Genomic DNA, 19,822 nt, shown 5'->3' with positions numbered 1-19,822 from the left:
CAGGCTCCAGGTGCTCAGGATCCAACCACCGCGCGAGCGGCAACGTCACCCTGACACTGACCTCCAGGCTAGAATCGAAGTAGGTCAGCTTCGGTCCTCTTTCACTGTCAGGATTTACATCATGCTGGAGACCTCGGGAAGATTGCTCAAGCTGCTCTCGTTGCTGCAGTCGCGGCACGAATGGACCGGCGGGCAGCTCGCGGAGCGGCTCGGCGTGACGGTCCGGACGGTACGCCGTGACGTCGACAAGCTGCGCAACCTCGGCTACCCGGTGAACGCGATGCTCGGTGTTGCCGGGGGCTACCAACTGGGCGCGGGCGCGCAGTTGCCACCGCTGCTGCTGGATGACGACGAGGCCGTCGCTGTTGCGGTCGGCCTGCGAACCGCTGCCGGAGGCACCGTGGCAGGGATCGCGGAGACGTCGCTGCGCGCGCTGGCCAAGCTGGAGCAGGTGTTGCCGTCGCGACTCCGCCACCGGGTGAATTCGCTGCAGCAGATGACCGTCCCGCTGGCCGGTGGTGCCCCGACCGTCGACTCCGGCGTACTGACGGCGGTCGCGGCGGCCTGCCGGGACCGGCAGCGGCTGCGGTTCGACTATCAGGACAAGGCCGGTACGCCGACCACCCGCACGACCGAGCCACATCGGCTGGTGCACACCGGACGTCGCTGGTATCTCGTTGCCTGGGACATCGACCGGGACGACTGGCGGACCTTCCGGGTCGATCGGCTGACTCCGCGCGTCCCGACGGGTCCCCGGTTCACCCCGCACGAGTTGTCCGATCAGGATGTCGCGCGGTTGACCTCGACCGCCATCTCGATCTCGGTCTATCCCATCCAGGGCCGCTTCATCCTGCACGCCCCGGCGTCCGAAGTACAGGAGGTGGTGCCGCCGACCGCGGGCGTGGTGGAACCTGTCGATGACGGACGGTGCCGGATGATCGTCGGCTCGCCGTCCCTCGAACAACTCGCCGTCTGGATCGCGCTGCTCGGCTTCGACTTCGACATCGAGGAACCCGCGGAGTTGCACGACGTCATCGGCCCCATCGCCGCCCGCCTCCAGCGAGCGAGCCGGAGGTAGCGGACCGGCCCGAGGGCGCCGACCCCTGGCCGCGTGGGACGAATTCCGCGCGCGGATCGGCGTACCGGAGGTGATCGAATTGTTGTCGAGTCAGTCGCAGGTGTCGCAGATCCCGTTGGCCGGGGTCTGCAGGTTGCAGCGGGGGCACTTGTTGATCGGGCGCTCGGCGATCGCGGCCTTGCGGGCTCGCGCGCGGGCGGCGCCGAGCTTCGGCGGGATCATCGCACTGCCACCGTCGGCCGGCAGACCGGCGGCCTCGAAATGACGGTAGTTGGCGAGGCGCTCGTGGGACGCATGGACGTCCGGGTCCGGGGGAGTGGTACCCGTCGCCGCACCCACGATGGCGGCGTACCCGTCGAAGACGCTCTCGTCCGGGTTGACGCACAGCGCCGACAGCATCGGTTCCCCGCGCCGCAGGCTCTCCGCGGACACCTCGGCGAGAACGCCACCGATCCACTGCCGGGTCGGCTGCTTGGTCCGGATGCCGGTCAACTCCTGTACGCCGGTGGCGATGTCCTTGTGCTGCACGAGCGCCTGGTACTTCGTGGCTGCGACGAGCAGCATCTCCCGCGCGGCGCCCGCCCACTCGATCCGTGCGGTGGCCACGCCGACATCGGACACTTCACGCCAGGCGCGTTCCTCTACATCCGGCAGTTCGTGGTCTGGTGCGGCGACATCGAAGATGGACACCCGGCAGACCCTAACCGGCCCACCTCCAATCGGCGAAAACCGCCGCCCATACCCACCACCACCGACCAGGGCCCCTGCTCGTGGGCAGGAGCGAGCGCCTGAGTCCTTGACACTTAAATAAACCCTCGCCAAAGACCGTGTGTTCAATACTCCGCACTGCGTTCAGTATTCCGAACAGCTGGGAGGGTATCGGGCTGGATCTGGGCGCTCGAACGACAGAGGAGACCGCGCTGTCGATCGCCGCGGAGATCCTGCTTGAACAGACCCACGCGACCGGCCTTCCGCTGTGCTCGCTCGCCGGGCCGATCCACGCCCCGGCCGAAAGAGCGCCCGCGTAACTGCACCCGCCACCGTCCCGGTGTGCCCAGGTGAAGGGATTGCCAGTTGGCTGCCGCCACTGACGCCGGTAGATGCGAGTCGCCGCTGGCGCTTGTGAGAGCCCGGCCTCCAGGTACCGTGCTGGCATGAAGCCCGTCGTCGTCGGAGTACTGCTCGCTGCCGGTGCGGGGACGCGGATGGGTGGTCCGAAGGCGCTGGTGATGGACGGGGGAGGAGTGCCGTGGGTGGTCCGGTCGGTCGACGTACTGCGCTCCGGTGGTTGTACCGAAGTGGCTGTGGTGGTTGGCGCCGCTGGTGACGAGGTGGCCGAACTTCTTGTGGATCAAGGAGTTTCGATAGTGCCGTCACTCGAGTGGTCGACGGGGATGGGTGCATCCCTTCGCAGCGGTCTGACGTGGGCGAGCACCACCAAGGCCGAGGCGGCTCTGGTGCATCTGGTGGATCTGCCGGATGTCGGAGCGGACGTCGTCCGGCGAGTGCTCGCCTCTGCGGCGGGTCCGGATGGTCTGGCGCGCGCATCCTACGAGGGTCGGGCGGGGCACCCGGTGCTGATCGGGCGCGCGCACTTCGGCGGCGCGAAGGCGGCCGCTGTCGGCGATCGCGGAGCCGGCCACTACTTGCGTGGGGCCGGCTGCGTTCTGGTCCCGTGCGACGACCTTGCCCATGGCAACGACCAGGACCATCCCCAGGCGTGAACGAACCGGCCCCGTCGCGCTTCTCACCCGCGAGACCACCCTGGGCGCATCGACGTCCCGGTCAGCCCGGCGAGCTGTAAGTGTTTCGCTACAAGTTCTCGTGATGTACGGAACCCTCTGCCAAACTCGCGTTACCTGTCCCGTCCGGCAGGTCATCTCGATCAGAAGGGTCACCGCCCATGCCCTCGAACCTGTTCGTAAGATCCACCTTCGCCGCTGTCGCCGCAGCCGGCATGCTCGTTGCCGCCCCTGCCGTGGCGGCACCCCACGACGCGACCGCGGTCCGCGATGTCGGCGCAACCCCGAGCCCGGTCGCGCCAGGTGTGACTTTGAAGATGCCTGCCGCGATCGCCGGCACGCTCGGCGTGTCCCGCCAGTCGTTGGTCGACGCGGTCGCCACTGACGCACTGGCGCGGTCCGAGGCGGGCCGTGGCCTCGCACCGGCCGACGCCATCAGCCGGCTCGCCGCGCAGGGTCGCAAGGTTGTCGTCGATGTCCGCTCGGCGGCGCCGGGGTGGGCCCGTGGCGTCGCGTACGTCGAGGCGTCGGCGTCTCCGGGTGCCCACCCCGAGGGTTGGCTGTACATCGCCCGATACTCGGCGGGCCAGTGGGTCACCGGAGTCGAAGGTGATCGTGAGTTCGCCGACCAGGTCGCGACCTCCCCGCTCGTAGGAGCGGCCGAACGGCGGTCCATGACGGCGTACGCGCAGCATCAGGCAGTGCAGCAGCAGTCAGTGACGCAACAACCGACGGGCGCCGCGACCACGGCGGCCAACACCGGTGGGCTGCTGTTGCCCTGGATGCCGGACTACTACATGACCGTGACCGGTGGCCCGCATGCCTCGGACGGCGTCAACGGCTATTGGAGCAGCCTGGACTTGGCCGGAGGCAATGCCAGCGGCAGGATCCGTTCTTCCCGGGAGGGTACGGCCACGTCGATGTGCGGTGCGGGCGGCGGCTGGACGCGGGTGATCCACCCGAACGGCTTCTCGACGGACTACTACCACCTGTGGAACGCGACGTACTACAACGGGACGTCGGTCGGCTCGAGCGCGCTGCTGGGCAACATCGGTACCGACGTCTGCGCCGGTGGCTCCGCGACAGGTGCTCATGTCCACTGGAGCCTGCGGACGTACGACGCCAACTACAACGGCATGTACACCTGGCTGCACGGTCGTACCATCGGCGGCTGGACCTGGTGGAACGGCAACAGCCAGTACCAGGGCTGCGCGACCCGCCTCGGAGTCACCGCCTGCCCAGGCACAGCGATCTACAACCGCTACAGCTGATCCACCACCGACTCCGCACCCGGCGCCGTCCCCGCCGGGTGCGGAGCCCGTTGCACAAGGCCTCGACCGGCCCTCTTCTCTGCCCGGGCCCCTGAACAGGGATACCGATCCGCTGTTTGCCTGTCGTCGGACGGCGTGTTGGTTCATTTGCCGTGCTTACAATCGGCCGTGGCCCTCTATCAGTTGGAGGCGGGCGACTACGGGCTGGTGCGTTTCGCCGTCTCGCCGCTGACCGAACTCGGCAACTCTTTGCGTGCGCTGCGCTCGCCGAGTAGCTACCCGCTCCAGGCCCCCTGGTACGCCGCGGTCTGCCGGGTGCGTGACCAGCTCCCGCTCGACGTCTTGAGCGGGCTGATCGGGTCGAACTTCGACACCCCGGATCTGTTCAACCCGCGTCCTGGCGTGTCGTTGACCATCGACGCGCAGTTGGCCTACCTGCGTGATCAGGACCTGCGAGCGCTCGGGGCGGACATCGAGTTCGCGGTCGGCTCGATCCCGCGCCGGCTCAGGACCAGCGGGCGATCGTCAGGTGACCGGTTGGCTGATGCCTTGGAGGCTTACTGGCGGCTGGCGTTTCAGCCGCACTGGCCGCGGATGAAGGCGACACTCGACGCCGACGTCGCGTCTCGCTCCCGGTCCCTGGCGGCGGAGGGGGTGATCGCGACCCTGAACGGCTGTGGCCCCGGCTTCCGCGCTGACGCCACGTCGATCAAGGCGCACGTCCTGGGGCACGACGACCTCATCCTCAACACCCGGGGCCGGCCGTTGTTCGTCATACCGTCCCTGTTCACCCTGAGCAGTTCGACCCCGCTCCGCGATTCCGACCCGCTGCTGATGTACTGCGCCGCCAACCAGCGTTCGATGTGGACCGACGACACCGGCACTTCCGGCGGCGACGGCATCCTCAACGCGAGCCGGCTGCGGTACCTCCGCGCCCTCGGCACCGGACAGTCGACGACCGCGCTGGCGGCGATGTTCGGCGTGTCCCCGTCGGCGGCGAACCAGTCGCTGCGGGCGATGACCGCTCAGGGCCTGGTCAGGGCAAGGCGCACCGGCCGGGTCGTGCTCTACGAACGCACGCCGCTCGGAGACCAACTGGCCGGTGTGCCCTGACCTGGCGCGGTTCAACTTCCTCGATCCTCACGTGCGCACCCTAGCCACACGCCTGAGCATCGGCGCCTGACCATGGCGACGAAGGGCAGCTAGTGACAGCGACCGGCCGACGATGTGAGATTGGCATATGACGGTTCGGCTCAATCACACCATCGTGCGGTCTCGGGACAAGGGCGAAGCCGCTGGATTCCTCGCGGAGATACTCGGGGTCGCCGAGCCTGCGCCGTACGGGCCGTTTCTGGTCGTGCAGCTGGGTGAGGTGTCCCTGGATTTCGCGGACGAGCGTGGCCCGATCGCTCCGCAGCACTACGCGTTCCTGGTCGGGGAACCGGAGTTCGACGCGATCTTCGGGCGGATTCGTGAACGTGGCTTGGATTACTGGGCCGATCCCTTCCGGCAACGGCCGGGGGAGATCAACACCAATGACGGCGGTCGGGGTGTGTACTGGCTGGATCCGAACGGCCACATCCTGGAGATCATCACCCGCCCGTACGGTGGCTAGCCGAAGGGATCGAGATGATGCGGTACGTCGAGCTGCTCCGGCACACGGACAACGACGGTGATCGCCTAACGCCACGCGGAGTAGCGGATGCCGAGGCGATCAGCGGCCGGCTGAGCCCGCCGTACGTCGCGTTCGTGTCGACCGGCGCGTCACGCTGCACCCAGATGCTGGAGGTACTGCGGAGCGCGGCCGGCCAGGACGACGTACCGATCACCGAAGCGACTGGCCTCCGCTCATCGGTGGAAGGCCGCTGGCGCGACGCGGCGAAGGCAGCAGGCAAGGGTGCGGACGTCGAGGCCATCCGCGCGGTCGACCCGGAGCTCGTCGAGCGGGAGTCGTGGCTGCTGGGCCTGACGTTGAGGCAACTGATCGAAGGCCTGCCAGAGGGCGGACGCGCACTCGTCGTCGGCCACAGCCCCACCAACGAAGCCGCCGTACTGGGACTGACCGGTCAGGTGATCCGTCCATTGGGTAAGGGCGAAGGAGTACTCGTGACCGAGGACGCCGAGCACTACCGAAGCGAACCGCTGACCTGAGACCTTCATCCGATGGTTGCCTTCGGCTACTTCCCCGCGGTCACCGTTGGACACTGAGTTCGTTGCCTGGCCGGCGAATGACCGGGGTGGTGGTGGCTACTGACTCATGGTGGCCGTCGCTGAGGCAGCCGGCCGCGAGCGTGTCACGCTCACCTCCTGAGCAGCGGTTCCACCCGGCTCATTCGAACTCTGACGGCTCGATGAAAGCGGCCCATGGATTCTCGTCATGATATTGGTACTCGCGCCAGCGCCAGATCAGCCCTTCTTGGCACTTGATCAGGACGAGGCCGTGGAACTGGCGGCGTCCCTTGAAGGTGTACTCGGCCGCACCCGTCTGCCGGTCTTCGTCGAAGATGACGTGATGCCATTCCATTCGCATGGCGCTGGGCGTAGAACCACCGGACAGCTCCCAGATTTCTTGTCGCCCGGTATAGAGCTGCCGTCCACCAGGTTCGACGTAGATGGCGTCCTCATGGAAGCACGCGGCTGCCAGTTCCGGCCGGCCCTGCGACCAGCCGATCTCGATGCGGGCCAGTAGGTCCCTGAACTGTTCTGCCGTCACCTTGCTATTCATGTACTCGGCCGCTGGCATCGGCGAGGATGAGATCTGCGGCATGGGCCACGACCTCGCTTCGCGTGCGGTGGGGGTGATCGACTGCGAGCAGGGTATTGGCGATTGCCAGGCAGAACGCAAGTAGGCAGCGCGCCTCGACCTCGTCGGGATCGGCGCAAAGGGTGCTGATCGCATCGCGCAGCAGTTGCATTCGGCGGTTGTCGACCCGGCGCAGGCGCTCGGCGACCTCCGGGTCACGGCGAGCCCAGTCGCGAACTGCCAGGTCGATGGGAAGCAGCCGGTCGCCGGCGAAGGTGAGCCTTCCGGCCAGTCTCACCTGGTCCTTCACATCCCCGCCAAGCTGTTCAATCTGGCGAAAGACCTCGTCGATGGATTCGCGCTCCCACGCATCGAGCATCTCCGTCAGCAAAGCTTCACGATCGGCGAAGTAGCCATAAAAGCCGCCCTTGGTCACATCGAGTGCCTTGGCAAGCACCTCGATGCGCACAGCGTCCATGCCACCGCCGGCCAGAATCCGAAGACCCTCCTCGATCCATCGCTCCCGCGGCGTGCGCAGTGCACCCATTCGTGTCACACCTCTACTCTCACCAGAACCTGGCCTGCGGATTGTCCGTCGCCCTCTTCGGCCGTTGTTGCCTTCTCGGGGTCATCACGGTCACCGCCAACCCGCACCTTCGATCATCTGTTGTGCGGGCCGGGACTTCCTCTGGCCACCATCTGGCGTTGTGCCGATGTGGCTTGTGGGCCCGGGGATCGCCCGCTGTCCTTGGCTCAAATGGTGGGCCGGGACGGCTCCGCTCCAGTCTCGATCAGGAAGTTGGTGAGCACCTCGGCGAGCCGTTCGGGCTGGTCCTCTGGGATGAGGGTGGACGAGTCGGCGATCTCGATCAGCCGGCCCTTCGGGTACAGTTCTGCCAGCCGTGGGCCGTGCTCGCGCGGCATCAATCGGTCTTCGGTCGCCCAGACGACCAGTACAGGGCGGTCGAAGTCACGTAGTCGCTCACTCCAGGCCAGCAAGGTCTCGCGCTTGGGCGCCGAGGTGGCGAACTTGGCGAAATCTCTGCGAATGGCCCTGCTCCGGGTCGCGGGAGCGAACCAGTCGTCCAGGATCTCGTCCGGGATCCCGCGCAGGCTCATTCCGCCGTATCCGTTGCGGTTGTTCCGGAATGAGGGAAGGCGCATCAGTCTGGTCAGAAGCCAGACACCGCCGGGAACCCTGCACACCACAGTCAACGCCTTGGCCGGTTTTGGCGGGAAGTTGTCGAACGCCTCGCAGGCCACCAGTACCAGCCGCGCGACCCGTTGACCCTGCCCGTCCATGACCAGGAACTGGCCACCGCCCCAGTCGTTGAGTACGAGGGTGACGTCGTCCAGGCCCAGGCGTTCGATGAATTCACCCAGCAGCCGTGCGACGCCGCGTTGGGACAGATCGGCGTCCGGGTTCATCGGTCGACGATGACCGCCGAGAGGCAGCGTGGGCATGATGCAGCGATACCCGGCCAGCAGCGGCACCACCTTGCGCCATTGCGTTTCGTTCATCGGCAACCCATGGACGAGGACCAGCGCCGGCCCTCCACCGCCCGTGTCCTGATAGTCGATCGGCCCGGATGACAGCTTGATCTGGGGCATCGCCGCCTCCATTTGATAGATTGTTCTACTGGAGCCTAGTGAACCTGGCGCGACACGCCAACACACTTGGTACAGAAGGGCGAGAGGCGATGGGACAGCGGCAGCCGGACACACGAAGCAGGATCCGGGACACAGCCACGATGTTGTTTCGCCGCAACGGCTACTCGGGCACCGGCCTGAAGCGGATCGCGACGGATGCCGACGCGCCTTTCGGGTCGATCTACCACTTCTTCCCCGGCGGTAAGCAGCAGTTGGCCGAGGAGACGATCCGCACCTCCGGAGCTGCGTACGGCCAGATGGTGCTGGCGTTGCTCGAGAGCGTTCCGGACCCGGTCGAGGCCGTTGCGCACGCCTTCCAGGCGGCCGCGGACGACCTTGCCGCGAGCGACTATGCCGACGCCTGCCCGATCGCGACGGTGGCGTTGGAGGTCGCCGGCACCAATGAGGTGCTCCGTGTCGCGACGGCGGAGGTCTTCGCCGCGTGGGTCAGTGTCAGTGAGCAGTGGTTCGCCCGCTGGGTGTCCGACCAGGGCGCAGCACGGTCACTCGCCTATTCGATGATCATGATCTTGGAGGGGGCGTTCGTTCTATCCCGGGCCGCCCGCGATCCGGAGCCACTGTTGGTGGCCGGCCGCTCGATGGCCGGGCTCTTGCTCGCAGCCATGGAGCGCGGCTGACTTCGACCGCGAGGCAGGCTGAGTCACTGCGGCTGGGTGGCTCCTTGGGGGTTGCCGCTGTGGTGCCGATCGGCCAGGGCGGCGATGCCGGCAGCTGCGGCAGTGGCGAGCTCGGTGATCATCGTGTCGTCGACGGTCAGGTTGATGATGTACAGGCCGGCCGCGAGGGAGCCGAGCAGTAGCAGGTGGGCAATCGTGGGATCTATCGGCCCGGCCAGCTCACCGCGGCCCACGGCCCGTTCGATGATTTCAGCGAGAGCGGCGTGTTCAGCGGCCAAGAAGGTGTTTTGAAATTGGGCATCCAGGTCAGGATTGCCGGCAAGTTCGCTGATCAGGGCCGGTGCCACCTGCCTGGCGGTCGGGGTGGCCATGCGGACATGAAACGCGCGGGCCAACGCCAGCAGATCCTCGTACAGGGAGCCGGCGTCGGTCAGGGGAGGCGGCCACTGTCCGTGCATGGTGGCGGCAAACGCCATCTCGGCCTTGGAGGCGTAACGGCGGTAGATCGCCGCCTTGCCCACCCCGGCCCGGACCGCGACCTGGTCGACAGTCAGGGCTGGGTAGCCGGCCTCTTCGATCAGCTCCCGGGCGGTCTGCAGGATTTTGTGATCCACGCGACTGTCGCGGGGGCGTCCGCCTTGTTGCCTTCCAGTTGCCACACCCTGCATGATACGGAACAAAGGTTCCGGAACTGTAGTTCCGGAATGAAGCTGTGCGCGGAGCACAGCTTCGCGAGACGAACGGAGCACTCGGATGATCAAATGGGCGGGTTGGATCCTGACGCTCTCCGGAGCCGCGCACACACTCGGCGCTCTCGTCGTGGAGAAGGCTGCGCGCCATGCCGGCACGTGGTTCAGCGGGGGTCTGTGGCATGAGGATCTGAGTGAGATGAGCACGGCAGGCAGCGCGTACTGGCTCAGTGTCGAGAGTTTCGGCCCGCAGCTCGTCGTGATCGGTTTAATCGTGTTGTGGATGGACCGCCGGGGCATCACGCCGCCGGCGTTCATCGCCTGGATCCTGGGAATCTGGACCGTCATCGATGCAGTGGTCCAGCCGTTCACGCCCTGGCCGCTCGGCGTGCTCGCGATCGTGCTGCTGGTGGTCGGAGCCCGCCGCGCCACCCGCTCCGACAGCGCCGCGCCCCAGGCCGTACTCTCATGATCGCTTCGAACGGCGCCGGACACCCTCAGCCCCCGGTCGTGGGCGGTAGGTCGTCATGAGGATTCCCAACAGCGCCCACACCGATCAGCCGTGGCGCATCCACGAGATCGCTGCCGATTTCCATATCGAGGACGTGTGGGCCCTGCCGACTCCTGGCGGACCGGACGACTTCGAGCGATTCGTTCGGATGGACGAGCGGCTCGCGCGCGACGACCACAATCCGACGGACGGCTGGGCGTGGCCGGCGCGCGCGCTGTGGGACCTGCGCTGGCAGCTCGGGCGATTGCTGGGCTGGGACAAAGCCGAACAAGGCCTCGGGATCCGCGCACCGTCCCTGCGTGACCGGCTACCGGCCGATCTGCGCGACGGGCCGATCCCGCCGGTGCCACAGGGGACGCCGTTTCGGCCGGTCTACCTCACGCACAACGAGATGTGCTGGGAGTTGTCGAACAAGACCGTGCACTGCCTGTCCCACTATGGGTGGGTCTCCGACGGCTCGGGCGGCTACCGCGCCCAGATGACCGCGCTGGTCAAACCCAATGGCCTGTTCGGGCGGGTCTACATGGCCGGGATCAAGCCTCTTCGCTATGTGATCGTCTATCCGCAGCTGATGAAGCAAATCGCCCGTAGGTGGCAGGACACCCCAACTGCCTCACCACCGAGCGACCCCACCGGCACCACCTCCGCATCGACCGATACCCCATGAGCCACCGAGCCGGTCGGTGCCGCGGGCAACCTGACCAAGAGGGCTGTTCCCGCTCGCCAACTGGTCCTGTCCATTGCGTCAGGTGGCCAGTTGCTGACGAACTTCGGCCATCGCTGTACTGGTTCGGTTCGGCGCCGGGCGTGAGGGTGGACGCATGCGAATCGAGATCGTGGTTTTCGACGGTGTGGACGAGATGGATGTGGTGGGCCCGTTCGAGGTCTGGGGCACCGCGGCCCGGATGGGACGGCTCGAACTCACCTTGGTCGGGCTCGACGGCCCGGTCGAGGTGACAGGGATGAACGGGCTGCAGTTCCGGGCTACGGACAGTTTGGGGAACACGAACCCGGACGCCGTCTTCGTGCCGGGCGGAGGCTGGGGCAGCCGGGCCGAGAAGGGCGCCTGGGCTGAAGTCCAGCGCGGAGAACTGCCCGCGCGGTTGGCGGAGCTGGCGCCGAAGCTGAGCTGGGTCGGATCGGTCTGCACAGGCTCGATGCTGCTCGCCGCTGCCGGCCTGACCAAGGGCCGCGCGGCGACGACCCATCACACCGCCTGGGAGGACCTCCGGGAGGCGGGAACGGACCTCAAGCCCAACCGGGTGGTCGACGACGGCGATCTGATTACGGCCGGCGGCATCACCTCCGGCATCGACTTGGCCTTCTGGATCGTCGAACGCGAACTCGACGCCGACCTTGCCGCCGAAATCGCCAAGTTCATGGAGTACCAGCCCGCTCGCGACATCTGGCGCCGCTGACGCGGGTGGCTGACGTCTCCATCAGACCCCAGGTTGTGGTGTCCTCGAGAGGTTTGTCGGTGCGGCGTGTGACGATGCCGTCATGGTGAACTCCGAGTACGAACTGCGGGCGGCGACGGCTGATGAGCATGATCGGTTCGCGGGGCTGTTCGCGGCGGCGATGATGTTCGAGAGCACGCCGACCGACCTGGACCGGGAGTTGTTCGAGCCGAAGCGGGCGCTGGTCGCTGTGGACGGCGACCAGTTCATCGCTTCTGCCAAGGCGATGAGTCGTGACTTGTCGGTGCCGGGAGGCGTGGTTCCGGCGGCGCACGTCACCGCGGTCGGGGTCCGTGCGACTCACCGGCGACAAGGGATCCTGTCCAGGCTGATGAGCCGGCAGTTGCGCGAAGTGCCGGAAGCTCTAGCGGTGCTTTGGGCGAGCGAGCCCGGCATCTATGGCCGGTTCGGCTACGCCCCGGCGGCCTGGGGCGTGTCGTACGAGGTCGACCTGCACAGGGTCATGCCGCATCCCGTGTACCGCGGCGGCGGCCGCATCGAGGAGGTGCTCGCCGAGGACGCACCGGCTCAGCTGGCGCCCATGCTTCGGGAGTTGCAGGCGAAGCGTCCGGGGGTGTCGGGCCGGTCCGAGCAGCGTTGGCGTAGGCAACTCGAAGACAAGCCCGAGAATCGCGGCGGTAGAACGGCGCGGCAGATCCTGGTGCATCGCGATGAGGCCGGCGCGCTGGACGGGTACGCGCTGTGGCGCGGCAAGCTGAGCTGGGGGCCGGCCGGTCCGGCCAACGAGGTGACCGTGGAGGAATTGGTCGCTCTCGAGCCGACGGCGTACCACGCGCTGTGGCACCACCTGCTGACGCTCGATCTGGCCGCCAAACTGGAGTACGGCAACGCCGCGGTGGACGAACCGCTCCAGCAGCTGGTGAGCAACCCGGTGGCACTCAGTCGGCGGCTGACCGAGTCGCTGTGGGTTCGGCTCACCGACGTGCCGCGCGCCCTTGCGCAGCGGCGCTATGCCACTGGTGTGGACGTGGTGATCGAGGTGACCGATGACCTCCTCGAGGCCAACAACGGGCGATTCCGGCTGACTGGCGACGCCGAGCATGCCAGCTGTGAACCCACCGAGTCCGCCTCCGACCTCTCGCTGTCGGTGAACGAGCTGTCCGCGGCCTACCTGGGAGGCCGGCCGCTGGCCGAGTTCGCCGCGACAGGCCGGGTCACCGAGCACACTCCCGGTGCGCTGTCCGCGACAACAGTCGCCTTCAGTTGGCCCGTCGCGCCGGTCAGTCTCGAGATCTTCTAGTCCGCACCACCAGCCATCGACGGATGGTCCTCGCGGCTCGAACACGGCGTGAGGCGAGGGCGTGGGCTCGCTAGGCTGCCACTGTGACCGGTGATTTCGAGGGGTGGCCGAGGGCCGCCTTCGATGTGCTGCTCCAGCTGGAGGGTGATCCTCCCGCCGAGGTCAGGCGGCGATGCAGGCGAGACCGGGAGGAGCTGGTTCGCCGTCCGATGATCGAGCTGCTCAACGCGGTGGCTGACGCGGATTCCGCGTACGAGGACTTCTCCGTGTGGGGCTATGGCGAGGTCCTGGTAGGGGCATGGCAGCGGCAGCACGCGATCGTTCGGCTGGCCAGGAACGTCGAACTGAGCGTCCGGTTCGATCTCGACGGTCTGGAGGTTGGCGTGGCGTGGTGGTACGCGCCGGCGGTGCAGATCGAGCGTTATCGGACCGCAGTGGCAGAGCCCGGTTCCGGACGGCGGCTGACCGGCATCGTCCGGAAGCTCGAGCGAGAGGGGTTCGTGATCTCGGGCGACCTGCTGAAGCGTCCGCTCCGAGGCTCTCCGGCCGACCACCCGCGGGCGCAGTTGCTGAGGCACCGGTCAGTCATCGCGACCCGGCCGCTTGGCTGTGATGACTGGATTCATACACCCGCCGCGGCCGACCGAGTGGTCTCTGCTTTCTCCCAGTTGCGTCCGCTGGCAGGGTGGCTGGTCAAGAACGTGTCACGACCCTGACCGCGCCGGCTGGGGTGATCGCCGACGATTCGTTATACCGCCAATTCGAGCCGGACCAGCTCATGGTCGTCGAGGGGCGGGGCTGGTCGACAGGGGAGCGCTCGGTGGATCCTGGGCCGGCAGTGGGTGTTGGCGGCGGGGAGCTTGAGAGTGGTCAGGTAGTTGTCGGTGGTCGAGCGGGTGCAGGTGGTGTAGGGGTAGGCGCCGTGACCCCAGCCGTCGTAGGTGAGCAGAACGGTGCCGGCGATGGTCTGACGGTGTATGGCAGCGGCCCATTCGTGCGGCGTGGCCGGGTCGTGAGCTGAGTTGATCATCAGGATCCTGCCGGGCGTCTTGATCTTCGGGGCGTGCTGAGGATTGCCGGCCGGCGGCGAGGCCAGACAGGCCATGATCGCGGCGTGGCCCGAGAACGAGCCGCGAGTATGCGGCGCGTTCCTGCGTTCGGCCGCGGCGAGCGACTGGTACCGGCCGAAATCGGGGACAGGGAAGTTGAAGTCGCTGCACAAAGAGGCGGCCAACGGCTCTGGGACTGTCTCGCCGTGCGGGTCCTCGCCGCTGACCGGCGGGACGATCGTGCCCGCGTGCAGGGCGGCGACCCGCTGGCTGAAGCTGAGCCAGTCAGGTCCGTAGCCCATGCCGCTGGCGTCTTCGGTCAACTGGGTCGAGGACAGCTTGTGAGCCCCGTCGTCACGATGCTCGATCAACTCACCCCGATCGACCTTGGCCATCAGGCCGCCTCGCCGGGTAGTCCGAGCGACGCAGAGGCGTCTGAAGGAAAGGCCGGTGCCTGGGATGGCCCAGGCACCGGCCACCGGTACTGCTCAGCCCTTGTGGATCACGATCGCCCCACCGGAGAGAGCGGTGGTCGGATCAGCCGCGTCCGCGGCGCCGACCTGGTTGTCGTAGACCACTGTGCTGTCCGCGGTCTGCCAGATGCGGATCCGGAACCGATCCGGGCTCGCATCCGTCGCGGTCAGCATGAAGCTGTAGCCGCCGGCGCCGTTGATGGTGCCGGTGCCCTTGTAGATCGCCTTGCTGCCGGCCACAACGAGCCATTGGTAGTCATTGGAGTGGAAGTTCAGGCTGCCGGCCTTGAACTGGAACTCCGTGCTGCCGGTCGGTACCGAAGCGCCCTTCTTGTACTTCGACACGAAGCCGAAGTTGGCGCGGCCGGTTGCCGTCGGGTCGGCCGGGTAGGCACCAGCCGGCGAGTCGATCCAGCCACCACCGGTGACGAACCCGCCGTCAGGGTCGTACACCACGACGAAGCCGCAGCTCTCGGTGTCGGAGCCGCCGTCGTCATCGGTGACCGTGACGGCGATGTCGTAGATTCCGGCGGCCGTGTACTGGTGCGTGGCCCCGACCGGAGAACTCACCGCGGGCACCGGGGTCGTCGAACCGTCGCCCCAGTTGACCGACAGCGAGTGGGTGTCCAGCGTGCCCACGTCGGTGAAGGTGCCGGCGAAGGACACGTCGGTGTTCACCGCATTCGGCTGGATCGGGCAGGTTGTGAGCGTCAGCACCGGCGCCACGTTCTGTACGGTCACCGTGGTGCTGTCGTCATCGGTGAGGCCGTTGTCGTCCGTCACGGTCAGGGCGACCGCGTCGGCGCCGTCGTCGAGACCGTTGTACGTTGCGACCGCACTGCTCGGGTTCGAGAGCGTTCCGATTCCCGCGTCGGCGCCGCTCCACGCGTAGGACGTGACGATGCCGTCCGGGTCGTGACTGCCGGAGCCATCGAGTGTCACCGCGGAACCCTCGGCGACCGTCTTGTCCGGACCGGCGACGGCCACGGGCGGCAGGCAGTTGACGTTGACGCTGACCGGCGGGAAGTTCACCACAGCGTTCTCGTCGTCGTCGTAGACCACCGACGAGTTCACCGGCAGTGGTCCGCAGGGCGCACCCTCGTGCTTGATCTGGTAGGTGATGACGAGATCCTCGTCGGCGAGGTTGGCCCGCGACCAGGTGAAGCCGTCCACCGTCACGGCGCCGATCGACGATCCGGCGAGGTTCGCGGTGATCGAGCCCGGCACCAGGTTCCAGCCGGCCGCCAAGGTCACGGCGATCGACGGGTTCGTTGCTCCAGGCACTGAAACGGCGGCGACGAGGGTTTCCAGCAGGGCCGCGAGGCCGCCGAAACCGCCCACCGAGAAGGTGTTGTCGGATCCCGGGCCGCTCGCGATGGTCTCCAGGGTCGACTGGCTGACACTGTCGCCAACACCCACCGCGAACACCGTCGCCTTGCCCTGAAGCGAGGCCGCTGTTGCTGCCGTCGGGTCGCCACCGTTCGCGTTGCCGTCGGTGATCACGATGACCACTTGGTTGCGGGCCGGGTCGTTTGGTCCCAGCACGGTGTTGGCTTGGTTGAGGCCGCAGGAGATGCAGGTCGTCCCCGTCGCCTGTGGGTTGCTGGTGATGGCGTTTCGTACCGCGGTCTCGTCCGCACTCAGGCCGATCACGGTGTGCGCGCCGGTCGAGAAGCCGACCACCGCGGCTCGGCCGCCGTTGGCGAACAGGCCGTCGTCGGCGACTGCCTCGACCACGTCGTCGGCGAAGTTCCTGAGCTGGCTGAACTCGCCGCTGTCGATGCTCCCGGACTCGTCCAGCACGAGCACCAGGTCGGTCGGCGTCGATTGCGTACTGCTCTCACCGTCGAGCGTGAGCGTCACCGTCGAGACACCGAACCTGTTGACGCTGGTCGGACTTGCCGACGCACCGGGTGCCGGTGCGGCGGACGCCGTAGGAGCTGCGGCGACAGCCCCTGTCAGTGCTACGGCGAAGGCCGTGGCAGCGAGAAGTAAACGGTTTCTGTGGGCAGGCTTGCGCCCATGCAGGGTCACTGCATGCATTTGATTCCCCCTCGGAATCCCCCCGCGGGATCAGCACCTAGCGCGCGATCTCCGCGTCTTTCCCCACAGTGATGATCACTGACCGCCCAGCGACCGTCAATGACTCAACGTGTCCGACCGTGAACTCGCCGCGGTTCGCGCCGAGCAGCGCTCGCACCTTCGGGAGAATGCAGTTCCTCAGCGCGCCTCGGGTCCATCAGCCTGAGCACCGCCGGCACTGCCTCGATCTGTACTGCGACCAAGTCAGCCGGCGGGTAGGGCTCGGCGACCGTCGCATCCCGGTCGGCGAACACTGTTGCCATGTTCTGGTAGCCGGCCACGAGTCTCTGTGTCTGCCCGAGGGAACCGCTCAGTCCACGTCGCAGTGGCGTAGAGCCTGTCAGTGGGCGGTGCTCTACCGAGAACAACCAGGATCCGCGGACATCTCTAGCGTGGCAATTGGGGGGAGGCGCAGCGCTTCGTTGAGCCGCTGGGTGGGGTGGTGGTCGCGGAGTACTTCGACATCGGCCAATCGCGGCCGTCGCCTTGGAAGCATGTGCAGCGGCGGGTTCGGGCGACGATGGCTGCGCAGGTGCTGATTGATGGGAAGCATCAGGGTGGTGGGCGGGCGCCGTACGGGTATCGGTGGTTGATACGCGGGGCTGCATCCGAATCTGAGGAAGGCGCAGGAGGGGTATCGGCTTCGAGTGTTGGAGATTGATGAGGTTGCAGCGCCGGTGGTTGAGCGGATCTTTGGGGTGTAGCTCGATGGGGTTGGGTTGAAGGGGATCGCGGAGATTTTGAATCGGGAGGGTGTGTTGTGTCCGTCTGCTCATACGCCACGGCAGAATCGGCATCGGCGGGGCGATGGGTGGCAGCACTCGGCGGTAAAGGTGATCTTGGAGAACCCTCGGCACACCGCGCCCAAGGCGGCGTACCTGTTTCGAGGGGCGATTCGGTGCGAGAGCTGCGGGCGGAAGATGGAAGGTGCTCCACGGAGGCACGCGATGTTCTATCGGTGTGCGGCTCGGACGCTCGTTCCGGGAGCGAGGGAGGAGCTTGGGCATCCGCCAACTGTCTGTCTTCGTGAGGACCATCTGTCGGATGGTGTGAACGAGTGCATTGCGCGTCTGTTCAGCCCGAAGAATATTGATGAGACTGTTGTAGTTCTTGTGGGGGCTCAGGGCAAGGAAGACGCTGTGGATGCGGCTGAGCAGAGCTTCCGAGGGCGGGTCGCTGCGGCGGAGGCGACGATGTACCGCAGCGGGCGTTGGAGGCTGGGTGGGATCCGGAGGCGGTTACGGGGCAGTACAACGCGGCGGTGGCGGAGAAGAAGGCCGCGCTAGCCGGGCTGGAGGCGTTGGAGCCGGCCGAGTGGCTGAGTGCGTCCGATATTCGCGGGATGGTGACGGAGCTTGGCGCGATGAAGGCGGTGTAATCGGGCGGATCGCGAGGATCTGGCTGACCTGTATGGGGCCCCTGGGCTAGAAGTCTCCTATAGCCACAAAACGCAGGTGGCTGATGTTTCATCAGTGCCCCGCGTGTGATTAGCCTCGCGTGTGCGAGAAGGGACACGCACCTTAATCACACGCGTTCTGCTCAACGCTTGAGCGTCGCGACCGACCGCGTCACCGATGTGGGGTTCGATCCGGTCGCCGCGGTCAGTCGACCACCGCGGGTGGCTGTGCATTGCATCCGGTGGGTTGTGGGCATGCTTCAGGACAGCACTGCGTGAGCGCAGGCGCTGTCGCAGCTGGGGTGGCATAACTTGCGGGGAGTGGCGCAGACCTGGTGAGGGAGCAGGACCGGGCCGACGCCTAGGACTGCTTGGCTGCGGGCCAAGCGCAACAAGGCTTCGGCGGCGAGGGGAGCGTTCTCGCCTGTTGCGGACATCCGTGCTGCGATCATCCCGGCGACCAGGGGTGCCGAGAACGACGTACCACTCCAGTTGGCCAGCCCTTCGAAACGCCTGTGTTCATGGGGCTCTTCGATACACTCGTACTCGCCGACGGTGAAGGCGTTGACCAGGTCCTCGCCGGGAGCATAGACGTCGACCCAGCCGCCGTAGTTGGAGAACGAAGCGCGGCAGTTGCCGTCCGCAGAGAGGGCGCCGACGCCGATCACCCACGAGTACGCCGCGGGGAACGTCGGCTTGTACGTCGTGTCGTTGCCGGCCGGCGCGACCACGACGACGTTCAGGTGACGCAAACGCTTGTCGTAGAAGACGTTGAAGGTGACCATCGGCCGATGGAAGCGGGTGAAGCCGTCGAACTCGCAGACGATGACGTCCGCACCGCAGTCCATCAGGTCGCTCATCTTCTGGATGATCTCGTGCTCGTACGCCATCCCCGCATACGGCCGGCAGTCGATGTACACGGCCTTCTTGACGTGAACCTTCGCCTTCGGCGCCACACAGCGCACACAGCCGGCGACGAACGTCCCGTGGCACGCGTACGGCTTGATCTTGCCGTCTGCAATGGGGTTGTCGGCGTCGCCGGACACGCCCGCCATCCAGGACCACATCTCCGCTGTGCTTTTGACGAGACCGTCATCCACGACGCCCACCATCACGTCACGGCCGTCCCATCCGTGCGTCCCGCAACAGATCCCATCGCTCACCGGCGGTTCCGGGCTCGCCGACCTGCTCGGCAGCTCTGCCGGCTCTGTCGCTGGGCACGGATGACCGTTGCCGTTCTGCGGGAGCGCGTGGCACGCGAACACCACGTCGCGACCGAGCCTTTCGTCCACCCGAGCCAGTACGGTCGGCGTCGACAGCGCATCGGTGTCGTCGTAGCGGCCGTCGCGCTTGCCGCCGAAGTCTTTGCCACCGAACTTCCCGGGCTTTCCGGCCTTCACCGAGCGGAAGGTCCTGCCGTAGCGCCAGACCAGACCGGTGACGCCGCCGATCACGGGCAACCGATCGATGGCGACGTTCTCGGGAATGATCGGACCGCGGTCGTCCCCAGGCATCGGCGATTCACGCAGCGTTTCGAGCACCAGCTCCACCTCTTCCGTGCGGACGAGGATGGTGTCTCGGCGGTAGAAGTACTCGACGTACCCGCACTCCTCCCAATCAGGTGGGTATACGGCCGCCGTGCCGTGCCACCGCTCTTCGCGGTCATCTCGCTTCTTGCCACGACCTGTGCGCTCGGAGTCGCCTGGGTCGTCCAGGATGAGGCGTAGGGCATCTTTGAGGCGTTGGTCTGCTGGCATTTTATCCCCCAAGTTGGTCAGAAAC

At 66.8% G+C, this 19,822-nt stretch carries 20 protein-coding genes and 1 pseudogene; 13 read left to right on the top strand and 8 right to left on the bottom strand.

Translation table 11 applies throughout. The features are described from left to right. The first annotated feature begins 121 nt into the window (after positions 1-121). The gene (locus tag ABD255_RS14365) at positions 122-1,078 is read left to right on the top strand and encodes a helix-turn-helix transcriptional regulator (protein WP_344213848.1); all 957 of its coding nucleotides are present in this window, start codon (positions 122-124) and stop codon (positions 1,076-1,078) included. 90 nt (positions 1,079-1,168) lie between these two features. On the opposite strand, the gene ABD255_RS14360 is transcribed toward ABD255_RS14365, so the two are convergent. After that, positions 1,169-1,768: a hypothetical protein gene (locus ABD255_RS14360; protein ID WP_344213846.1), complete on the bottom strand. Its 600-nt coding sequence runs from the start codon at positions 1,766-1,768 to the stop codon at positions 1,169-1,171. Between the two features lie 464 nt (positions 1,769-2,232). Here ABD255_RS14360 and ABD255_RS14355 point away from each other — a divergent pair, with 464 nt between their 5' ends. From ABD255_RS14355 to ABD255_RS14335, 5 genes are all read left to right on the top strand, one after another. Next, positions 2,233-2,802: a nucleotidyltransferase family protein gene (locus ABD255_RS14355; protein ID WP_344213844.1), complete on the top strand. Its 570-nt coding sequence runs from the start codon at positions 2,233-2,235 to the stop codon at positions 2,800-2,802. Between the two features lie 179 nt (positions 2,803-2,981). Further along, positions 2,982-4,091 (top strand): M23 family metallopeptidase, encoded by a 1,110-nt coding sequence (locus tag ABD255_RS14350; RefSeq protein ID WP_344213843.1) that lies wholly within the window; start codon positions 2,982-2,984, stop codon positions 4,089-4,091. A 168-nt stretch (positions 4,092-4,259) separates the two neighbouring features. Then, a complete protein-coding gene (locus ABD255_RS14345; RefSeq protein WP_344213841.1) occupies positions 4,260-5,204 on the top strand; it encodes an ArsR/SmtB family transcription factor in 945 nt (314 codons plus the stop codon). Positions 5,205-5,331: 127 nt separating this feature from the next. After that, positions 5,332-5,706, top strand: a complete 375-nt coding sequence (locus ABD255_RS14340) for a VOC family protein (protein WP_344213839.1) — start codon at positions 5,332-5,334, stop codon at positions 5,704-5,706. A 17-nt stretch (positions 5,707-5,723) separates the two neighbouring features. Then, entirely contained in the window at positions 5,724-6,242 is a 519-nt protein-coding gene (locus tag ABD255_RS14335) for a hypothetical protein (protein ID WP_344213837.1), read from the top strand. Positions 6,243-6,420: 178 nt separating this feature from the next. Here the strand turns inward: ABD255_RS14335 and ABD255_RS14330 are convergent, their stop codons facing one another. From ABD255_RS14330 to ABD255_RS14320, 3 genes are all read right to left on the bottom strand, one after another. Further along, positions 6,421-6,804 carry a nuclear transport factor 2 family protein gene (locus tag ABD255_RS14330; RefSeq protein ID WP_344213835.1) on the bottom strand — a complete coding sequence of 128 codons (384 nt, stop codon included), beginning with the start codon at positions 6,802-6,804 and terminating at the stop codon, positions 6,421-6,423. A 4-nt stretch (positions 6,805-6,808) separates the two neighbouring features. Continuing rightward, the gene (locus tag ABD255_RS14325) at positions 6,809-7,381 is read right to left on the bottom strand and encodes a TetR/AcrR family transcriptional regulator (protein ID WP_344213833.1); all 573 of its coding nucleotides are present in this window, start codon (positions 7,379-7,381) and stop codon (positions 6,809-6,811) included. 206 nt (positions 7,382-7,587) lie between these two features. Then, entirely contained in the window at positions 7,588-8,445 is an 858-nt protein-coding gene (locus ABD255_RS14320) for an alpha/beta fold hydrolase (protein ID WP_344213831.1), read from the bottom strand. A gap of 89 nt (positions 8,446-8,534) precedes the next feature. Here ABD255_RS14320 and ABD255_RS14315 point away from each other — a divergent pair, with 89 nt between their 5' ends. Then, entirely contained in the window at positions 8,535-9,122 is a 588-nt protein-coding gene (locus tag ABD255_RS14315; protein ID WP_344213829.1) for a TetR/AcrR family transcriptional regulator, read from the top strand. Positions 9,123-9,145: 23 nt separating this feature from the next. On the opposite strand, the gene ABD255_RS14310 is transcribed toward ABD255_RS14315, so the two are convergent. Beyond that, positions 9,146-9,736: a TetR/AcrR family transcriptional regulator gene (locus ABD255_RS14310; protein WP_344213827.1), complete on the bottom strand. Its 591-nt coding sequence runs from the start codon at positions 9,734-9,736 to the stop codon at positions 9,146-9,148. Between the two features lie 139 nt (positions 9,737-9,875). Here ABD255_RS14310 and ABD255_RS14305 point away from each other — a divergent pair, with 139 nt between their 5' ends. The 5 genes from ABD255_RS14305 (at position 9,876) to ABD255_RS14285 (ending at position 13,756) form a co-directional block, all read left to right on the top strand. Beyond that, positions 9,876-10,283 carry a DUF6463 family protein gene (locus ABD255_RS14305; RefSeq protein WP_344213825.1) on the top strand — a complete coding sequence of 136 codons (408 nt, stop codon included), beginning with the start codon at positions 9,876-9,878 and terminating at the stop codon, positions 10,281-10,283. 55 nt (positions 10,284-10,338) lie between these two features. After that, positions 10,339-10,989 (top strand): DUF2867 domain-containing protein, encoded by a 651-nt coding sequence (locus ABD255_RS14300; RefSeq protein WP_344213823.1) that lies wholly within the window; start codon positions 10,339-10,341, stop codon positions 10,987-10,989. Between the two features lie 154 nt (positions 10,990-11,143). After that, entirely contained in the window at positions 11,144-11,740 is a 597-nt protein-coding gene (locus tag ABD255_RS14295) for a DJ-1/PfpI family protein (RefSeq protein ID WP_344213821.1), read from the top strand. 82 nt (positions 11,741-11,822) lie between these two features. After that, on the top strand, positions 11,823-13,040 hold the full coding sequence (locus ABD255_RS14290) for a GNAT family N-acetyltransferase (RefSeq protein ID WP_344213819.1): 1,218 nt from the start codon (positions 11,823-11,825) through the stop codon (positions 13,038-13,040). A gap of 83 nt (positions 13,041-13,123) precedes the next feature. Beyond that, positions 13,124-13,756, top strand: coding sequence for a DUF2461 family protein (locus tag ABD255_RS14285; protein ID WP_344213817.1), 633 nt, complete (start codon positions 13,124-13,126; stop codon positions 13,754-13,756). A gap of 32 nt (positions 13,757-13,788) precedes the next feature. Here ABD255_RS14285 and ABD255_RS14280 read toward each other — a convergent pair whose 3' ends face one another. Further along, a complete protein-coding gene (locus tag ABD255_RS14280; RefSeq protein WP_344213815.1) occupies positions 13,789-14,484 on the bottom strand; it encodes an alpha/beta hydrolase in 696 nt (231 codons plus the stop codon). 93 nt (positions 14,485-14,577) lie between these two features. Further along, complete coding sequence (locus ABD255_RS14275; protein ID WP_344213813.1) at positions 14,578-16,425, bottom strand: VWA domain-containing protein; 1,848 nt, start codon at positions 16,423-16,425, stop codon at positions 14,578-14,580. Between the two features lie 935 nt (positions 16,426-17,360). Here ABD255_RS14275 and ABD255_RS43685 point away from each other — a divergent pair. Next, a pseudogene (locus tag ABD255_RS43685) lies at positions 17,361-17,930 on the top strand (hypothetical protein); the annotation flags it as partial. 370 nt (positions 17,931-18,300) lie between these two features. Here the strand turns inward: ABD255_RS43685 and ABD255_RS14270 are convergent. Beyond that, complete coding sequence (locus ABD255_RS14270) at positions 18,301-19,797, bottom strand: S8 family peptidase (protein ID WP_344213811.1); 1,497 nt, start codon at positions 19,795-19,797, stop codon at positions 18,301-18,303. Positions 19,798-19,822: the final 25 nt, after the last annotated feature.

It is taken from the genome of Kribbella sancticallisti, assembly GCF_039530625.1.
Classification (GTDB): Bacteria; Actinomycetota; Actinomycetes; order Propionibacteriales; family Kribbellaceae; genus Kribbella; species Kribbella sancticallisti.
This window is presented reverse-complemented; position numbering and strand designations above follow the sequence as displayed.